At 65.8% G+C, this 17,092-nt stretch carries 23 protein-coding genes; 4 read left to right on the forward strand and 19 right to left on the reverse strand.

Features of this window, described 5'->3' with window-relative positions; genetic code table 11:
* The first annotated feature begins 31 nt into the window (after window positions 1-31).
* A complete protein-coding gene (locus tag HMPREF9440_RS03790; RefSeq protein WP_008541675.1) occupies window positions 32-631 on the forward strand; it encodes a chalcone isomerase family protein in 600 nt (199 codons plus the stop codon).
* Between the two features lie 128 nt (window positions 632-759).
* Here the strand turns inward: HMPREF9440_RS03790 and HMPREF9440_RS03795 are convergent, their stop codons facing one another.
* The gene (locus tag HMPREF9440_RS03795; RefSeq protein WP_008541676.1) at window positions 760-1,149 is read right to left on the reverse strand and encodes a cytochrome c3 family protein; all 390 of its coding nucleotides are present in this window, start codon (window positions 1,147-1,149) and stop codon (window positions 760-762) included.
* Between the two features lie 73 nt (window positions 1,150-1,222).
* On the reverse strand, window positions 1,223-2,074 hold the full coding sequence (locus HMPREF9440_RS03800; protein ID WP_245523564.1) for an FAD-binding protein: 852 nt from the start codon (window positions 2,072-2,074) through the stop codon (window positions 1,223-1,225).
* Between the two features lie 78 nt (window positions 2,075-2,152).
* Between HMPREF9440_RS03800 and HMPREF9440_RS11855 the strand changes: the two genes are divergently transcribed.
* Together HMPREF9440_RS11855 and HMPREF9440_RS11860 are read left to right on the forward strand one after the other, a co-directional pair.
* The gene (locus tag HMPREF9440_RS11855; RefSeq protein ID WP_245523565.1) at window positions 2,153-2,458 is read left to right on the forward strand and encodes a response regulator transcription factor; all 306 of its coding nucleotides are present in this window, start codon (window positions 2,153-2,155) and stop codon (window positions 2,456-2,458) included.
* Complete coding sequence (locus HMPREF9440_RS11860) at window positions 2,416-2,763, forward strand: LuxR C-terminal-related transcriptional regulator (RefSeq protein ID WP_008541679.1); 348 nt, start codon at window positions 2,416-2,418, stop codon at window positions 2,761-2,763. The genes HMPREF9440_RS11855 and HMPREF9440_RS11860 overlap by 43 nt, the downstream gene beginning before the upstream one ends.
* 36 nt (window positions 2,764-2,799) lie before the next feature.
* Here HMPREF9440_RS11860 and HMPREF9440_RS03810 read toward each other — a convergent pair whose 3' ends face one another.
* The 16 genes from HMPREF9440_RS03810 to ccmA form a co-directional block, all read right to left on the reverse strand.
* A complete protein-coding gene (locus tag HMPREF9440_RS03810) occupies window positions 2,800-3,681 on the reverse strand; it encodes a patatin-like phospholipase family protein (RefSeq protein ID WP_008541680.1) in 882 nt (293 codons plus the stop codon).
* A 1-nt stretch (window position 3,682) separates the two neighbouring features.
* The gene (locus HMPREF9440_RS03815) at window positions 3,683-4,009 is read right to left on the reverse strand and encodes a hypothetical protein (protein WP_008541681.1); all 327 of its coding nucleotides are present in this window, start codon (window positions 4,007-4,009) and stop codon (window positions 3,683-3,685) included.
* Window positions 4,010-4,027: 18 nt separating this feature from the next.
* Window positions 4,028-4,426, reverse strand: a complete 399-nt coding sequence (locus HMPREF9440_RS03820; RefSeq protein ID WP_008541683.1) for a hypothetical protein — start codon at window positions 4,424-4,426, stop codon at window positions 4,028-4,030.
* A 42-nt stretch (window positions 4,427-4,468) separates the two neighbouring features.
* Complete coding sequence (locus HMPREF9440_RS10455; RefSeq protein ID WP_008541685.1) at window positions 4,469-4,933, reverse strand: hypothetical protein; 465 nt, start codon at window positions 4,931-4,933, stop codon at window positions 4,469-4,471.
* A gap of 37 nt (window positions 4,934-4,970) precedes the next feature.
* Window positions 4,971-5,447, reverse strand: coding sequence for a hypothetical protein (locus HMPREF9440_RS03830; protein WP_008541686.1), 477 nt, complete (start codon window positions 5,445-5,447; stop codon window positions 4,971-4,973).
* A gap of 8 nt (window positions 5,448-5,455) precedes the next feature.
* Window positions 5,456-5,971, reverse strand: coding sequence for a hypothetical protein (locus tag HMPREF9440_RS03835; protein ID WP_008541688.1), 516 nt, complete (start codon window positions 5,969-5,971; stop codon window positions 5,456-5,458).
* A 185-nt stretch (window positions 5,972-6,156) separates the two neighbouring features.
* Window positions 6,157-7,326, reverse strand: coding sequence for an iron-containing alcohol dehydrogenase (locus HMPREF9440_RS03840; protein WP_008541689.1), 1,170 nt, complete (start codon window positions 7,324-7,326; stop codon window positions 6,157-6,159).
* A 414-nt stretch (window positions 7,327-7,740) separates the two neighbouring features.
* Window positions 7,741-9,036: a c-type cytochrome biogenesis protein CcmI gene (gene ccmI, locus HMPREF9440_RS03845; RefSeq protein WP_008541692.1), complete on the reverse strand. Its 1,296-nt coding sequence runs from the start codon at window positions 9,034-9,036 to the stop codon at window positions 7,741-7,743.
* Window positions 9,037-9,039: 3 nt separating this feature from the next.
* Window positions 9,040-9,534, reverse strand: coding sequence for a cytochrome c-type biogenesis protein (locus tag HMPREF9440_RS03850; protein WP_008541693.1), 495 nt, complete (start codon window positions 9,532-9,534; stop codon window positions 9,040-9,042).
* Window positions 9,531-10,067: a DsbE family thiol:disulfide interchange protein gene (locus HMPREF9440_RS03855; RefSeq protein ID WP_008541695.1), complete on the reverse strand. Its 537-nt coding sequence runs from the start codon at window positions 10,065-10,067 to the stop codon at window positions 9,531-9,533. The genes HMPREF9440_RS03850 and HMPREF9440_RS03855 overlap by 4 nt, the downstream gene beginning before the upstream one ends.
* 14 nt (window positions 10,068-10,081) lie before the next feature.
* Window positions 10,082-12,043, reverse strand: a complete 1,962-nt coding sequence (locus HMPREF9440_RS03860; RefSeq protein ID WP_008541697.1) for a heme lyase CcmF/NrfE family subunit — start codon at window positions 12,041-12,043, stop codon at window positions 10,082-10,084.
* Between the two features lie 75 nt (window positions 12,044-12,118).
* Window positions 12,119-12,601, reverse strand: coding sequence for a cytochrome c maturation protein CcmE (gene ccmE, locus HMPREF9440_RS03865; protein ID WP_008541698.1), 483 nt, complete (start codon window positions 12,599-12,601; stop codon window positions 12,119-12,121).
* Window positions 12,602-12,619: 18 nt separating this feature from the next.
* Window positions 12,620-12,805, reverse strand: a complete 186-nt coding sequence (ccmD, locus tag HMPREF9440_RS03870; protein WP_008541700.1) for a heme exporter protein CcmD — start codon at window positions 12,803-12,805, stop codon at window positions 12,620-12,622.
* Window positions 12,802-13,527, reverse strand: a complete 726-nt coding sequence (gene ccmC / locus HMPREF9440_RS03875) for a heme ABC transporter permease CcmC (protein ID WP_008541702.1) — start codon at window positions 13,525-13,527, stop codon at window positions 12,802-12,804. The genes ccmD and ccmC overlap by 4 nt, the downstream gene beginning before the upstream one ends.
* A gap of 32 nt (window positions 13,528-13,559) precedes the next feature.
* Window positions 13,560-14,228, reverse strand: a complete 669-nt coding sequence (gene ccmB / locus HMPREF9440_RS03880; RefSeq protein WP_008541703.1) for a heme exporter protein CcmB — start codon at window positions 14,226-14,228, stop codon at window positions 13,560-13,562.
* Window positions 14,229-14,245: 17 nt separating this feature from the next.
* The gene (gene ccmA, locus HMPREF9440_RS03885) at window positions 14,246-14,956 is read right to left on the reverse strand and encodes a cytochrome c biogenesis heme-transporting ATPase CcmA (protein WP_008541704.1); all 711 of its coding nucleotides are present in this window, start codon (window positions 14,954-14,956) and stop codon (window positions 14,246-14,248) included.
* A 320-nt stretch (window positions 14,957-15,276) separates the two neighbouring features.
* On the opposite strand from ccmA, the gene HMPREF9440_RS03890 reads away from it, so the two are divergent.
* Window positions 15,277-15,681, forward strand: coding sequence for a hypothetical protein (locus tag HMPREF9440_RS03890; protein WP_008541706.1), 405 nt, complete (start codon window positions 15,277-15,279; stop codon window positions 15,679-15,681).
* Between the two features lie 199 nt (window positions 15,682-15,880).
* Here HMPREF9440_RS03890 and yddG read toward each other — a convergent pair whose 3' ends face one another.
* Complete coding sequence (gene yddG, locus HMPREF9440_RS03895) at window positions 15,881-16,879, reverse strand: aromatic amino acid DMT transporter YddG (protein WP_008541709.1); 999 nt, start codon at window positions 16,877-16,879, stop codon at window positions 15,881-15,883.
* Window positions 16,880-17,092: the final 213 nt, after the last annotated feature.

A 17,092-nucleotide genomic window follows, 5' to 3' on the forward strand; every position in this document is an offset into this window, starting at 1 on the left:
TCTGAAGACGAGGGTTTCCTGAGGGATTTCCATGAACCGATTCAAGACCATCGCCGCCCCGGCGCTCTGCGCGCTCTCCGGACTTTTCGCCTTCGGCACGGCCGCGGCCGCCGAACCCATCGACGTCGCGGGCGTGCGCTATGAAGCGGCCGCCGACGTGGCCGGGAGCCAATTGGTGCTGAACGGCGCGGGCCTTCGCAAGATCGTCTTCTTCAAGGTCTACGCGGCCGGCCTCTACCTCCCGCAGCCTGCGGCGAGCCTTGCGGAAGCCGCCGCGCAGGACGGCCCCCGGCGCGTGCGCCTCACGCTTCTGCGCAACGTCTCGGGGAGCGACTTCATCGAGGCGCTCGACGACGGCCTCAAAGCGAACCTGACGCCCGAGGGCGAAGCCGCCATTCAGAAGGAACTCACGCAGTTGAAAGCCATCATGACCGAGATCGGCGACGTGAAGGAAGGCGACGTGGTCGACTTCGACTTCTCGCCCGAGGCCGGCACGACGGTGACCCGAAACGGCGCGCCCGTGGGCGAAGCGATTCCGGGGAAGCCCCTCTACGACGCCGTGCTCGCGATCTGGCTGGGTGAGAAGCCCATCGACGGGAGCCTCAAGAAGGGGCTGCTCGGGCAGAAGTAAGCCGCCCGCACGCAGACCCCAAAAAGGATCAAAAAAGGAGCCGGGCAACCCCGAAGGGTGCCCGGCTTTCTGTTGCTTCGGAGGAGATCGGAGCGGGGACAATCAAGGAGAATCGGGGCTTCTGCGACTTACTTCTCGTGGCAACCGGCATCGCTGCACGGTTGGAAATGTTCCATATGATGGCAGCCGTAGCACATCGAGAGCGAGGCTTCCTTCGGCTTGTAGCCCGAAGGAATCGGCATCGGGTGCTCCTCGTGGCAGCCCGTGCATTCCGGCACCACCTTTTCGCCCTGATGGGGATTCGCGGCGTTCGGATCGAGATACTGGTGCGGCTGCACGGCGTCGCCGAATTCGTCCTTCCAGTCCTTCGTCTTGTCGCGGAGCGCGTCGAAGCTGCCGCCGTGGCAGGCGAGGCACATGTCGGACTTCGGGGCATCGGTCGCTCCGGCCGGGAGCGAGGAAAGCGCGATGCCGAAGGCAAGGGCCAGCGCGGCGCAGATCCGGTGGGTCTTGGTCATGTTCTGAGTCTCCTGCGCCGCGGTCTCCCGACGGAAGACCGCGGCGCGGTTCGGTTCTTACGGATGGACCCGCTTAGGCGAGCTTCTTGAAGGCGTTGCCGAGGACGTAGACCTGGATGAGGCCGCGCGAGAGGCCGTGCATCGAGGAGCCGCCCGTCACTTCACCGGCGGCGTAGAGCCCGGCGATGGCGTTGCCTTCCCAGTCGAGGACTTCGCAGTCGTTCGTGACGTGCAGGCCGCAGTAGCAGTCGTGGAGCGTCACCGACGTCCCGGCCGCGTAGAAGGGGCCCTTCTCGATCTTGAACTGGGGCGCGGGCTTTGCGAAGTCGGGGTCTTCGCCCTTGTCGACGTAGGTGTTGTACGTGCGGACCGTCTCAGCCAGAACCTTCGGGTCGATCTTGTGGCTCATCCACGGGTTCGTGTTGATCTTCTCCGCGAGCTCTTCAATGGTGTCCGCCTTGAAGAAGTACTGCGGGTCGACCGAGTTCTCCGTGATGCGGATGCGTTCGCGCTTCACCGCTTCGGAGTCGAAGATCGCCCACTGCGGACCCGCGGACCAATCCGGCGCGTGCGAGCCTTCGTTGATCTGGAGCGCCGCGGCGATGAAGTTGACCGGGTTGTACTTCGTGCGGCCGATGTTCTTCCAATCGCCGTGGACGTACGGGTTCTTATCGAGATCCTTGAAGAAGGCGCCGTTCGTGCCGTCCAAAAGGCCGCGGGTGGAGTTGGCGGTCCCGTAGCTCGTCAGCTTCGCGGAGTCGGCGGAGAGGCCGGCCGAAGACGTTTCTTCGAAGAAGCGCTTCCCGCACCAGTTCACCACGATCGCGTTCTGCCAGTTCCTGAGCGCCACGCCCGAATACTTGACGAGCGGGAAGATCGGCGACTCCGGCGCCCAGCGCAGGTACGTGTCGCGCACGCCGATCACGGCGCCGCGGGTGAGCGAAATGGGACGTTCCGTGTAGGCGTTGGTCAGACCGTCGCGTACGAATCGGCCGAAGCCTTTCTGAAGGACTACCGCTCCGCGCCGCCCGGCTGCGTGCTCCTCGACATCCGCATGCCGGGGCTCTCGGGGCTCGAACTTCAGGCCCGGATGAAGGAAGAGAACCTCTTGATGCCGATCGTCTTCATCACGGGGCACGGCGACGTGCCGACGGCCGTGCAGGCCGTGAAGAACGGCGCTTCGACTTCCTTGAGAAGCCCGTCGACGCCGAGCGCCTCATTCCCGTCATTGAAGCCGCGTGCGCGGCGCCGCACCCGACGGAAGGGATGCTCTCGTCCTTGGAGGCGGAGCGCGTTCTCGCAGAGATGAGCCCGAGGGAGCGCGAGGTGACGGGGCTTTTGGCGAACGGGCTCTCCAACGCCGCCATCGCCGAGCGGCTCGGCTTGTCGGAGCGCACCGTGCAGGGCCGGGGACGCACGGTCCGGTTCGACGAGGCGTTCGAAGCGAAGATCGCCGAACTCGCCTCCGGCGCGCCTCCCGAGGGCGTGCAGGCCTGGACGCTTCGCCTTTTGGCCGAAAAGGCCGTCGAGGCCGGGTGGGTCGATTCGGTGTCGCCGATGACGATTCACCGGATTCTCAAAAAGAGGAACCTGACGCTCACGCCGGGCGCGTAGGACGCATTGAAGATGCTTCGGAAGACTTGAAGGGCTTCAGCGCCCGAGCCACTCGAGGAGCCGCGGCATTGCCTCCTGAGCATCCCGCCGTCCCGCCTCCCAGGCGCGGCGGATCTCCGCCGCATCGTGCGTGATGCGGGGCACGCCCAAGGGGGCCTTCGGGCGGATCACGAAGACTTTGCCCTCCTCCTCGCGGCGCTTCAAGTGTTCTTGGGCCAGGTCGTACGCCTCGCCGCTCTTTTGAAAAGCCCGCACGAAGGCCGGATACTTCCGGTAGATCCAAGGGGCGAGCCAGGCGTCGCGGTCGCGCACCGAGTCGCCCTCGGGACGCGTCAAGACCGCGATCTGCCGCGTGAAGCCCATGGCTTCAAAGGCCGCCGCAGGGACGCGGTCGGCGCAGCCGCCGTCGACGAAAGCCTTCCCCTGCCAACGCACCGCCGGCATCACGTAGGGGAGCGCGGTCGAGGCCGCGAGGAGATCAATGTCGCGGCGCATGTCGGTGAGCTCGGGGAATTCGGCCTTCCCCGTCTCGAGGTTCGTGACGCCCGCGAAGAACCGCATCGTGCGGCGCGCGAACGCCTCGTGGTCGTAGGGTTCGAGCGCGTCCGGAATCTCGCGGAAGCAGAAGTCGCGGTCGATCACGCATCCGGTGCGAAGCCACCGGCGGAAGCTCCCGAAGCGCTCGTCCGGCGCGAAGCGCTCGTAGATCCGAAGGCTTCGGCCGCGCTGGCGCGAGACGAAGCTCGCGGCGTGGATGGCACCCGCCGAGACGCCCAACACGCCCTTCACCTCACGCATGAGGGGCTCGGCCGCGTCAAAGACGTCCAAGACACCCGCCGCGTAGATCGCGCGGCAGCCGCCGCCTTCGACGACGATGCCGAGCGGGTCGGCTTCGCGGACTTCAGAGCCTTCCGGCACGTCAGTCTCCGCGGAGGTTCCGCAAGAACCGCTTCGCGGAGCCGACCAAATAGCCCAGCTCGTAGCAGCGCGCCCCCATCAGCCGGATGATCTCTTCGATCGGCACGGGCGGGAGCTGGTTCGCGATGGCGTTTTCGATTTCTTCCCGAAGGACCTCTTCGGGCGGACGCTTCTTCATGTCGGCCACCATCCGGAGCGTGTTCAACGCATCGGGCGAGAGCCGCGACATCATGCGCGCGATGTCCTCGCGCGCGAGGTCGCGGTTCGTGAGCGGGCGCATGTCGCCGGAATGGGCGCTGCCGCCGTTTCGGTTCGTGGGAAGCGTCATGATCTCGTTCGTCGGCGGTCAGCGGGAGGCGGCCGCGAGCGTCCCCAGCATCATCACGCCGGAGGTCACCGCCGCGACGGCGTGCTTCAAGAGGTCGGGCGCACCCGCCACGACGAAGACGCGGCCTTCGTCGTCGACGCCGGCACCCGTGGCTTCCAACGCCGTGCGGAAGCCTTCGGGGGCGGTCTCGGAAAGACGCGCGACGTCGACCGCGCGGCCCGAGAGGCTCGCGGCCAAAGCGCCCCCGTCGGTGACGAGGAGCGGCCCGTCCTCACCCGTCATGCGCGTCACGCGGATGACGAGGGGTTCGGTCGTGCCGGGAAGCACGAAGGGCGTCTCGACGAGATCGTCGCCTTCCTGGGCGACGCCGTGACCGGGTCGGACGCGCAGAAACTCGGCAAGGTCTTCAAAGCGCATGGTCGTTTTGGTCGTTCAATTCTGTGGAGTTTGGGTCGGGACTCAGAAGTCCGGCATCCCCGTGAAGCCCGCGGCCCAACGGGCGGCCAGGGCTTCGAGGCTCGCGTCGTCGGGGGTGGAAGCCACCGTCTCGACCGCATCCGCCACGAACCAGGAGGCGGCGGCGCGCACGACGGCGGCGTCCGTGAGGCCCGAGAGGTCGACCTCCTCCGCCTTTTCGCGGATCAGCTGAGCGAGCCCGTAGGGGTTCCAGTCCTCAGTCGTCTCGAAGTGCGGGTTCTCGCCCGCAAAGGTCGTCGCGAGCCAGTCGAGCAGCTTCCGGTTCGCGGCCTCGATGTCGGCCTCGGAGAGTTCCCCCGCGGCGAAGGCTTCCGCGCGGGCGCGCATGTTCTTCGCGGCTTTCAGAAGAATCCCCTCCACGACGTCGATCGAGGCGATGTTGGGGGCGCGGTCGGCCTTGGAGCTGAAGTCGCGGCATCCGCCGGCGCAGCGCTTGCAGGAACTCATCGGGGGTCTCCGGGTGGGGGTCGAGTCAGAAGGTCAATCAGTTGCGAAGGCGCCCGCCCGTGAAGCGCACGAGCCAGACCGAGCAGAAGCCCTCGAAGCATTCGGCGAGCTTTTCGTCGCCTTCGTCGCACTCGCCCTGCGAGAGGCAGGCGCGCAGCATCGTGTAGGTCTCACGCTGGAAGACGCGGGCGGCGTGCACCATCGCGGCGCGGGGATTTTCGGCGGCTTCGGCCGGCTGATCGCGAAAGAGCGCCGGGATGTTCTCGCGCATGTCGGCCACCAACTGCGGCCCGCACGCGGGAAGCGTCACCGCGAAGCGCTCGTCTTCGTTCATGAGGATGCGCGCGATCGAGCGCACGGCCGCGTCGTCGCGCTCGGCGGCCTCGTCCGCGGTGAGCGTGCCCGCGCGGACGTCGAGAAGGTTTTTGAGCACCTTGCGGACGGTGTCCGCGAGGAGCGCTTCCAATTCATCCGTGCCGAGGGACACGGGGGTTGTTTGCGTGTTGTTTGTCATGGTGATTCTTATTCGGCGTCGTTGGGAGACGCCTCTTCTTCGTCTTCAGGTCCGAGAATGAGGGCCGTCCAGCCCGCGATTTCCATCTGCACCGAGGGGTCCGCGCAGAAGTCGGACAAATCCCCCGTCGGGTCGATGCGTTCCTGCTCCGAAAGTTCGGCGAAGGCCGCGATCATGCCGGAGATGATGCGGTTGAAGGTGAGCACGATGATCGCCGCCTGGCGTTCGGTCTCACCCAAATCCTCGGGGATTTCGGGGAGGTCCGGATCTTCCTTGAGCAGCGGAAGCACGCGTTCGGCCATCGCTTCGTGCGACCACCCGTCGGGGAGCCGCACGATGTGGTCGAGCGCGTCGCCCATGTCGATGAAGAGCGCGGCGAGCGTCTCCACGGTGGTCGAGGCGGCATGGGCCACTTCGTCCGGGGAGTCCGAACGGCGGAAGACGTTGATCGTGTCGACCGCCGCTTCGACGAGCAGATTCGCGAGAAGCGGATGGGTCAGAACGGTGGGCGCGTGTTCGGCCATGAGGAGCTCCGTGCTTGGTTGTCGCGGAAGGGAAAAAACGGTTTCAGTCCCGGCGTCGCCCGGGCCCGAACCCGGGGGCGTCGAATTTTTTGATTATAGCCGAGGGGTCCGGCCAGATTTTGCGACGGGGAATGGCCGAAAGCCCGCATTTCTGCGGGCTTTCGAGGGGGTGAACCGTGCGAAGCTCACTTCCGGAACGCGTCCAGGAGAATCGCCTTCACGTCCTCGCGCTCAAGCGGCTTCATCGCAAGGTGGAGCGGGAACGCCGTGAAGGCGCCTTCGGCCATCGCATCGACGTTCTCGGTGTCGGGAACGCCCAAAGCCTCCATGTCGGCCGGCATGCCGATCTTCGCGTAGAAGGCTTCCAAAGCCCGCACGGCGCGCTCGGCGTCTTCCATGACGTCGCCCGTCGGCGCGAGGTCGAAGACGCGCGCGCCGAAGTGCGCGATGCGGGGCGCCGTTTCAGCAGTCATGCTGCGGCGGAGCCACCGCGGCGTCACGACCGCCAACCCCGCGCCGTGCGTCACGTCGTAGTAGGCGGAGATTTCGTGCTCGATCGCGTGGCAGGCCCAGGCCGAGGGGCCGTTCCCGAGCGAGAGGAGCCCGTTGCACCCCCAGGAGCTCGCCCACATGAGCGCGGCGCGGGCGTCGTAGTTGTCGGGTTCCGTCAGGGCGACCGGCGTCTCTTCGACCACGACCCGCATCATCGTTTCGCAGAAGCCGTCGGCGATGGGGTTGGCATCCAAAACGAAGTACTGCTCCATCACATGGGAGAGGATGTCCGACGCGCCGCAGGCCGTGTGCCAGGCCGGAACCGTGAACGAGTAGGTCGGGTCCAAAAACGCCGCCTTCGGGAACGTGGGCCCGTGCATGAAGGGGAGTTTGCGCTTCTTCCCGAGGTTCGAAATGACGGCGCCGGCATCGAGCTCCGACCCCGTCGCCGCCAACGTCATCACCGCGATGATCGGGAGGCATTCGCCCGCGAGTTCGTTCTTTTCCACCAAGTCCCAAGCGTCGCCGTCGTACTTCGCGGCGGCCGCGACCAACTTCGAGCAGTCGAGCACCGAGCCGCCACCCACCGAGACGATCACGTCGACGTCGTGCTCGCGGCAGAGCTTCGCGCCCTCCCGCGCGCTTTCGACGCGGGGGTTGGGTTCGATCCCCGTGAGTTCGACGATTTCGCAGTCCTTCAAGAGCTCACGGATCTTGTCGTAGAGGCCGATCCGCTTGATCGAGCCGCCGCCGTACGCCAAAAGCACGCGGCGCCCGAAGCGGGCAACTTCTTCCGGGAGCTCTTCAATCACGCCTTTGCCGAAATGCACGCGGGCGGGCGTTTCCCAAACGAAATTCTGCATGGTCGGTTGTCCTTCTTCGAAATGGCGGCCCGCGGGGCTCGGGGCCGCAACAAACGTTGGAAGAAAGTATGCCGGGACGGCTTCCGGCCCGATTGACCGATGCGGCCGCCTTCTTGCACGAAAGCGGGAACGGCGGCGACCGGCCGGCAGAATGCGCCGACGGCGAAAAAGCGGGCGTCTCCTGAACACCGCGCCGACGAATGGAGTTAGGCTGTTCTCAAAGAAAGAGCCGACGGCACCCCTGCGGTGGGAGCAGGAGAGTGAATCCGCGGCTCTTTTCTTTTTCGGCGGAACGACCCCAAGCAGCGCCGGACGAAGCCGCACGAACAGAAACGCCGAACCCGGCCTCAACCGGATTCGGCGTTTTTTCGTCGGAGGACCTCACGCCGGGTTGGCGTGAAGCGTCCGATGGGCTTACTGGCGCACCGAGGTGATCTGCACCACGACGCCGCGGTCGCCCACTTCGACGGGGCTCTTCATTTCGCCTTCGAGGTCGCCCGACTGCGGCATGAAGTTCCCGGTCTTCGAGATGCGGGCGCCGACGATCACGGTGTCGACGTTCCGGAGCGTGTCCGCGCCCATCGCCATCGTCATCGATTCGTTCAGCGTGAAGTTGTACGGGAGGTCCTTCACTTCGATCGACGTGTAGGCGACCGGCATGCGGGAGCCCGAGACGGGACGCGCGTAGATGAAGACGGTGTCGGTCGGGGAGACCTTGCCCTTCAGATCGTCGGCGAGCGTCACCGTGCCCGCGATCACGCGGCCGTTTTCAGGGGACGCCGTCGGGACGGATTCCCCGGCGTCCGACAACTGACGCGCGTTCGGGCTCGACTGCGAGATCGAGTCGTTGACGCCGCCCAGGCGCTTCGCTTCGTCGATGTTGGCGCGGATCTGGTCGAGGTCTGGGAAGTCGGGCGGCACCACCTGAACGAGGCGCTCCCAGTATTCCGCGGCCTTCGCGTACTGCTGCTTGTCCCACGCGTTGATGGCGAGAAGCGCCAGGGCCTTCCACTGACCCGGGTCGATCGAGAGCGCCTTCTGGAGAAGCTTCTCGACGTCGGGCGTGATCACCTTGCCGTTCGCCGCGGCCATCATGTCCGCCATGTCGGCGATGATGTCGGCGTTGTTGGGGACGAGCGCGTCCAAGCGCTTGAAGGCTTCCAGGGCGTCGTCGAAGCGGTTGACGCTCGCGGCGACGCGCGCCAGCATGAACCACCCTTCGGGGTTCTGCGGATTGGCTTCCAACTGCGCGCGCAGGTCGTCCATCATTTTCTGCATTTCCGCGGCGGAATGACCGCGGGACTGCATGGACTGACGTTCCATCGCCGCGAGGAAGGCGGGATCCATCGCGGTGTAGCGACCGAGCGCGACGTAGCCGAAGGCGGCCGCGGCGGGGATGATCACCGCGAGGACGATCGCGAGCTGCTTGGTGAGCTTCGACGCGGTCCCGGACTGCTCGACCTTTTCCTGGCGGGCTTCTTCCAAGACGCGGCGCTCGAGCTCCATGCGGGTCTCTTCGTACTCGTCCTGATCGATGCGGCCCGCGGCGCGTTCCGCTTCGAGGTCCGCCGCCTGCTGGCGGAGAATCCCGAGAACGTGTTCGCGCTGGCTCGCGTCGGCGTCCGAGCGCCCGCCCGTCCAGAGCGGGTAGAAGACGGCGGCGACCGCGATGACGGCCATCAGCACGCAGATGATGATGAAAGTCGTCACGGCTTACTCCTTCTTTTCACCCAAGAGGTCGGCGGCGAGAGCCTGCTCGTCGGCCGTCAGGGGCTTGGCTTCCGAAGCGACGACGCGCTTGCGGCGGCGCAGATTGACGTAGAACGCACCGAGCCCGATCAAAAAGAGCGCGATGGGGCCGATCCAGAGAATGTAGGTGGTCGACTTGAAGGGCGGGCGGTAGAGGACGAAGTCCCCGTAACGCTCGACCATGTAGTCGATGATTTCCTTGTTGGTCTTCCCGGCCTTGACCTGTTCGATCACCTGATTTCGGAGGTCGACGGCGAGCTCCGCGTTCGATTCCGCAATCGACTGGTTCTGGCAGACGAGGCAGCGGAGCTGTTCGGAGACCTGCACGACGCGCTCGTGCGCGACGGGGTCGAAGGCGGTCGGGGCCGCTTCGCGGGCCTGGGCGGCCATGGGAAGGGTCAGGGCCGCCGAAAGGGCGAGCGAGGCGGCCGCACGCTTGAGGGTCTGAGCGGACATCATTCGGCCTCCAGCTGTTCAAGAAGGGGCTTCACCTGACCGAACCAAAGGTCGTCGAGGATCGGGTAGCTCACCTTCCCTCGGATGACGCCCTTCTTGTCGATGATGAAGGTTTCGGGAACGCCCGTGACGCCCAGGTCGAGCCCCGCCTTGTTTTCGGTCTCGTAGACGACGAGGTCGTAGGGGTTGCCCGACTGGCGGAGCATCTTCGCGGCGGCCGCGGGCTGGTCCTTGTAGACGAAGCCCACGATCGGGGTTTTGAGACCCTGGCGCTTCAAGTTCACGAGGTACGGGTGCTCCTGCTTGCAGGGCACGCACCACGTCGCCCAGACGTTCATCATCCAGACCTTCCCCTTCATCTCTTCGGCCGTGAAGGTCTTTTCGGGCTCGAAGAGATGACGGAGTTCGATCTTGGGCATCGGCTTTTCGATCAAGGCCGACGGGAGCGTCCTCGGATCGAGGTAGAGCCCCTTGAAGAGGAAGCCCGCGAGGAAGACGAAGATCGCAAACGGAATCAGATACTTGGCAGCTTTCATGATTTAACTCCCTCTCACGCGACCGCGGAGGCGTTCTTCGCCTTCTTCTTCGCGCGGTAGCGGCGGTCCGACGCGGCGATGAAGCCGCCGATCGCCATCAGGATGGTGCCCCACCAGATCCAGGTGACGAAGGGCTTCGAGTAGGCGCGCACGACCCAGCCGCCGTCGGAGCTCGGGACGCCCAAAGAGACGTACACGTCGCCCGTGATCGAGTGGCGGATCGCGGCTTCGGTCATCGGCATCGAGTTCGAGCTGAAGTACTTGCGCTTTTCAGGATAGAGGTGCTGGAGTTCCTTCCCGTCCTTCGAGAGCGTGAAGTCGCCGCGGTCGGCCGTGTAGTTGGGACCGCGCTCGTTCGTGACGCCGTTGAAGGTGAAGGTGTAGCCGGCGACCGTAACGGTGTCCCCTTCGAACATGCGGACGTCGCGTTCGGACTGATAGCCCTTCACGAGCGCCACGCCGATGATGAAGACGGCGACGCCGACGTGCGCCAAGTGCATGCCCCAGAAGGCGCGCGGCTGACGCGCGAGCTTCGCGAAGAAGCTCCCCTGCGCGTGGCGGATCTGACCGCGGATGTCTTCGATCGCGCCGAAGACGACGAAGGCGGCGAGCGTGCAGCCCACGAACACCCAGTGACCCCATTCGCCCATGAGAAGCGGAATGGCGGCGCCGACCACCAAAGCGGCGACGAAGCACCAGGCGACGCGGCGGGCAAGCTCAACGAGGTTCGTTTCCTTCCAGCGCGCCATCGGGCCCATCGCCATGAGGAAGACCATCGGGAGCATCAAGGGCCCGAAGACCGCATCGAAGTACGGGGGCCCGACCGAGATCTTGCCCGCGTTCAAGGCGTCAAGGAAGAGCGGATAGAGCGTACCCAGGAGCACCGCGCCCATCGCGACGACGAGAAGCACGTTGTTGACGAGGAGCATCGACTCGCGCGAGATCATCCCGAAGTTGCCGCCGAGACCCACCGTCGGGGCGCGCCACGCGAAGAGCAGGAACGAGAGCCCGATCACGATGATGAGGAAGGCGAGGATGAAGAGGCCGCGCTCAGGGTCGGTCGCGAACGCGTGCACCGAGGTGAGGACGCCCGAGCGCACGAGGAAGGTGCCGAGAAGCGAAAGCGAGAACGTGAGGATCGCAAGGAGCACCGTCCAGATGCGGAAGCACCCGCGCTTTTCCGTCACCGCCAGGCTGTGGATGAGGGCGGTGCCCGTCAGCCACGGCATGAAGGAGGAATTCTCGACCGGGTCCCAGAACCACCAGCCGCCCCAGCCGAGCTCGTAGTAGGCCCAGTAGGAGCCGAGCGCGATGCCGAGCGTCAGGAGAATCCAGGCGGCCGTCGTCCAGGGGCGCATCCAGCGGGCCCACGCGGCGTCGAGGCGGCCCGAAATGAGGGCCGCGATCGCGAAGGCGAAGGGCACCGCAAAGCCCACGTACCCGAGGTAGAGGAGCGGCGGATGGAAGACCATGCCCGGGTCCTGGAGGAGCGGGTTCAGGTCGGCGCCTTCCGCCGGCGCCGGGAAGAGGCGCAGGAACGGGTTCGACGTGAAGAGCATGAAGAGCAGGAAGCCCATCCCCACCAGACCCATCACGCCGGTGACGCGCGCCACCATGTCGGTCGGGAGGCGCTTCGCGGAAAACGCGACCGCGGCGCCCCACCAGGCGAGCGTCGTCGACCAGAAGAGGATCGAACCTTCGTGCGAGCCCCAGGTCGCGGCGATCTTGTACATCGCCGGGAGCATGGAGTTCGAGTTGTTCGCCACGTTGAGGACGGTGAAGTCCGACACGTAGAACGAATAGGCGAGCGCGCCGAAGGCGATCGTCGCGAAGAACGCGTTCGCAAGCGACGCGGGGCGGGCCACCGCCATCAGGGCGCGGCTCCCCCGAGCGGCGCCCACGAGCGGCAGCACGCCCTGCACGATGCTCAGCGCAAGGCACAGGATGAGTGCGAAGTGACCAATCTCAGGAATCACGGGAGTGTCTCCGGTAAAGGCCGGACGGAGTCGGGCCGGCCTTCAAGGGGTTGAGGTTTTGTTGGGAAGTCGGGTTCAGGACTTCGCCGCGGCGGCCTTGGCGGCGGCTTCCTCCTGCGCCTTCTTCACGCCGGCCTTGTGCGCGTCTTCGAGCGCCTGGGCGGCTTCGGGAGGCATGTAGTTTTCATCGTGCTTGGCGAGCACTTCGCTCGCGGTGAAGAGGCCCTGATCGTCGAGCTTGCCCTGCACCACGACGCCCTGCCCTTCGCTGAAGAGGTCGGGGAGGATCCCGGTGTACTGGACCGGGACGGCCTGCGCGGTGTCGGTCACGTGGAAGACGACGGTCACGCCGTCGGCCTGGCGCTTCACCGAACCCGGCTCCACGACGCCGCCCAGACGGAACGTGCGGCCCGTCGGGGCTTCCTTCGCCACGACCTGCGTGGGCGAAAAGAAGAAGACTAGGTTTTCGTTGAAGGCGTTGAGGGCGAGGGTCACGCCCGCACCCACCGCGACCACGGCCGCGCCGATCAGGGCGAGCTTCTTGCTTTTGGCATCCATGGCAAGTGTCTCCGGGTATCAGATTTCAAGGGTGGACTTCGCCGCGCGGGCTTCGCGCGAGAGGCGCGCGCAGATGCGGCGCCGGCGGGCGGCGAGCGACCAGAGTTCGTAGATCACGGCGACGGCGAGCGCGCCGTAGGCCATCCACACGTAGTAGCCGTGGCCGTTCATGTGGATGAATTCGGAAAAGGACGTCCAGTTCACAGCTTGCCCTCCAGAGCGGCCTTTTGGGCCCAGGTTTGACGGCGTTCGCGTTCAAGGATGATCGTGCGGGTGCGCGAGAGCACGGTGCCCGCGCCGTAGAACATGCCCGCCGCCACCATGACGAGGAGCGTGTAGAGCATGATCTTCGCCATCGAGGTGCCCGACGTCGTGATCGAGGCGCCCTGGTGGAGCGTGTTCCACCAGCGCACCGAGAAGTAGATGATCGGGACGTTGACGACGCCGACGATCGAGATGACGGAGGCGGCGCGGTCCGCGCGGCGCTTGTCGTCGATCGCGCTGTGCAGCGCAATGAACCCGAGGTAGAGGAAGAAGAGGATCAGCATCGAGGTGAGGCGCGCGTCCCACACCCAGTACGTGCCCCAGGTCGGGCGCCCCCAGAAGGCGCCCGAGAAGAGCGCGATGAAGCCCATCAGGGCGCCGGTCGGCGCCATCGCCTGCGCGACGATGAAGGCGAGCTGGTTGTTGCGGAGCAGCCCGATCAGGCTGAAGACCGCCATCAGCACGTAGAGCAGCATCGAGAGCCAGGCCGCCGAGACGTGGATGAAGATGATGCGGTAGGAGTTCCCCTGCCGCGCCTCGATCGGGCACTCGAAGAACCCGAAGTAGAAGCCCACCACGAAGAGGATGAGCGCGGCGCCCATCAGCCAGGGAATGAGCTTCCCTGCGGTGCGGTAGAAGGCCTGAAGATCCGAAGAGTGCATGTGTCGATGACCTCGTTTCTCTTGAAGGATGGTTACTGTTCGGCGATGCGCAGCGCCGCGGCGACCGCGATCGGCGCCAGAGCGAGCGAGAGGAGCGTCAAGCCCCCGACGATCATGAAGTGCGCGGAGGGGCTCATCGCGACGGCGACGGCCTGCGAGGCCCCCGCACCGAAGATGAGCACCGGGATGTAGAGCGGAAGCACGAGAAGCGACGTGAGGACGCCCCCGGCGCGAAGACCGAGCGTGAGCGCGGCGCCGACGGCGCCTACAAGCGAGAGCACCGGGGTGCCGAGCGCCAGGCTCGCCACCATGACGATCGTCATCTCGAGCGTCAGGTCGAACATCACGCCGAAGATCGTCGCGAAGATCGTCATCGGGACGCCGGTCACGAGCCAGTGCGCGGCCACCTTGGCGATGACGATGACGGGGAGCGGCTCGGCGGCGACCAACATCTGCTCCAACGTGCCGTCCTCATGGTCGGTCGCGAACATGCGGGGAAGCGAAAGGAGCGCGGCAAGAAGAGCCGCCACCCACACGACCCCCGGCGCGATCGCGCGCAGAATGTTCGTTTCGGCGCCGACCCCCAAGGGGACGAGCGTCACGACGACCGCAAAGAAGAAGATCACCTGGGCGAGGTCCGACTTGCGGCGAAGCGACAGCGTCAGATCGCGGCGGAGAATGGTGAGAAAGAGGTTCCACATGATTCGTCCGCTCCTCGTCAGTGCGCTTCGTTTTCGGCTTCGCGCGCGTCGCTGTCGGCCAAGGCGCGCTCTTCCGCGGTGCGGCGGAGCGGCGACCAGCGTTCGGGCTCAACCACCATCAGGCTCGCGCCTTCGACGGGCACCTCCTGGTGGGTGACGAGCATGACGATCCCGCCTTCCTTCACGTGCGCGCCGATGAGATCCGCCAGGCGCGCGACGCCCTTCACGTCCAACGCGGTGAAGGGTTCGTCCAGCACCCAGAGCGCCACGGAGCGCGAGAGCCAGAGGCGCGCCAAGGCCACGCGGCGGCGCTGACCTTGGGAGAGCTGCCCCGCGGGCACGTCGACGTAGTCGGAGAGACCCACCGCATGAAGGGCCTCGAGCGCCTTCTCCTCGTCATAGGGGAGCGACGCGATGCGCGCGTTGATGCGGAGGTTTTCGATCACCGAGAGATCGTCCTTCACGCCGTTCCTGTGACCGATGTAGCAGAGCTCGCGCCAGAAGTCCTGGGCGGCCTTCGCAATCGGCACCCCGCGCCAGAGCACTTCGCCTTCCACCGGGCGCATGAGCCCCGTCATCAGGCGCAGGAGCGTCGTCTTGCCGGCGCCGTTCGAGCCCGCGATGCGCACGAGGGTACCTTCGCCGACGGCGAAGGTGAGGCCCTGAAAGAGCGTGCGTTCGCCGCGCTCGCAGGTGAGGTTTCGCACTTCAAGGATGGGGTCGGTCATCTTGTGGTACGGGTGGTCGATGGGATCTCTCGGGGCGGGGTTCCACCCCAAAAGGGGTAGTCTTCCGCGATTTTGGGCCGGAGTTTAAGGGGGCAAAGTTAAGGATTCCTTAGAACCCGGAAGGCCGCGAATTCTAGCCGCACTCGGGGTTTTTCAGGGCGTCCGTTTCCTATCGCGCCGATGCATTTCTTAAGAAAGTCGTTGGGCGCCCCGAACTACGCCTTCGGTCGAACTTGCTACACTTCCGCGCATCGCCCGTGGGCGGCGCAGCGCAAGTCCGCCCCGGGCCCCCGACACCCAAACCTACGGACGCCTTCCCCATGCTCAAGTTCCCCCGACTCACCGCGACGATCACGGCCCTTGCGGCGGTCACGCTTCTTGCCGGCTGCTCGTCGATCCGCGAAGAGCATGAACACTTCAGCAACCGCGATCAGAAGATCGAGAACGTCGTCGGCAACGTCTGGCGCATCTCCGCCGCGTGGCCCGGCACCAAGGCCCCGACGAAGTTGGTCGAACATCTTCAGAAGGAGGCGCAGCAGTTCTGCGGCCAGCGCAAGATGGGGATGCTCCCGCTCTACGGGAGTTCCGAAGAGGGCTCGGGCGACGCGGTGAAGCCCGCGACTGCCTGGCTCGAATTCCGCTGCCAGTCGGGCGTGCACGTCGAGTCGACCTACGACGGCATCAACATCCACTACGACCTCGACGAGCTCGACAACGCGCTTTGATCGGGCGGCGCCCCTGATCCGTCCGAACGACGACCGACCGACGACGGCCGGGTCAATCGGGGCATAGGAAAATTCAAACGGGCCGCGGCGAAGATGCCGGCGGCCCGTTTTCATGCGTTTTCATGGGTTCTCACGGGGTTCGGTCTTCGCGGCGCGTTCCGCGCGAGGAAGTCCCTACTCCCTTCGGAAACCCTCGGGCTCAGACCTTCTTGGGGTCGCCCTTCGTGACGGCGCCCTTTCCTTCGGTTTTTCCCTCGGTCTTCCCTTCAGCCTTCGCCCCAGGCGTCTTCTGCTCGCGCGTCGCGTGCCAGCAGACGAGCGAGCCCAGCACCACGAAGCCCACGCCCGTCCAAAAGGCGGCCGTGAGGTCGGCGCCCAACCACACCGCGCCGAAAAGGCAGGAGAGCACCGGCGTGAAGTAGGAGGCGACGGCGAGCACGGTGATGTTCCCGCGGGCCATGCCGCGCGTCCACGCGGCGTAGGCCCCGGCCATGGCGAACCCGCCGAAGACGGCGGAGACGATCCCGCGCCAGGAGGCTTCGGAGGGACCTTCGCCCACGCCCAACAGCCAAAGGCCGCCGAAGAGGAGCGCATCCAACGCGAAGATCAGCGTGCTCGGGTTGACGCCGTTCCCCCAGCGGCGCGTCATGATCGAGAACGCGGCCCAGGTGGTGGCGGCGACGACCGCCAAGAGGTAGGACGCGGGGTTTTCCGACGCGTGTTGGAGAATCAGCGTGGGCGAGACGCCCTCTTCGCCGCCCAGCACGACCATGATCCCGGCGATGGCGCCGAGAAGTCCCGGCCAGAGGTGCCAGCGCGCCTTGACGCCCGCAAAGAGCACCGCGGCGACGATCGTGAGCGAGGGCCAGAGGTAGTTCACCATGCCGACCTCAAGCGTCTGACGGCCACCCGCCGACGTGAAGAGCGCGAGGCAGAAGGAGAGCGAACTCGCGTTCGCGGTCGGGATCCCGATGAAGAGGTACTTCTTCGACATCTTCCGGAAGTCCGGGAGCCCCACCATGAAGAAGAGGCAGGTCGTCGCGATGCAGTAGAGCAGAAACTGGCCCTGCGCCATGCCGAAGCCTTCGGCGATGCCGCGCACGAGCCCGACCGACATCCCCCAACAAATGGGAGCGAAGAGGCCGATCGCGGTGGAACGGGTGTAGTCGTCGCCGGCGAGGCGGAGCGTGGGCTGCATGGCGGTTGCTGAGGGTTGCGGGCGCGCGTGCGCTCGGTTTCAGTGTTTCTTAAAAGGGAGAATCCGCCGGAGCGTTTGGCTTGCACCGGCCTTTTCCCGAGGGCGTACGGTGAAGTTTATCGACGGCCCTCACGAATTTCACCGGATGAGATTTGCCGCAACTCAAGGAACTTCAAGGCTGTCGGCGACCCGGGCGAAGAGTGCCCGGAGAAC

This window comes from Sutterella parvirubra YIT 11816 (assembly GCF_000250875.1).
Lineage (GTDB): Bacteria > Pseudomonadota > Gammaproteobacteria > Burkholderiales > Burkholderiaceae_F > Sutterella > Sutterella parvirubra.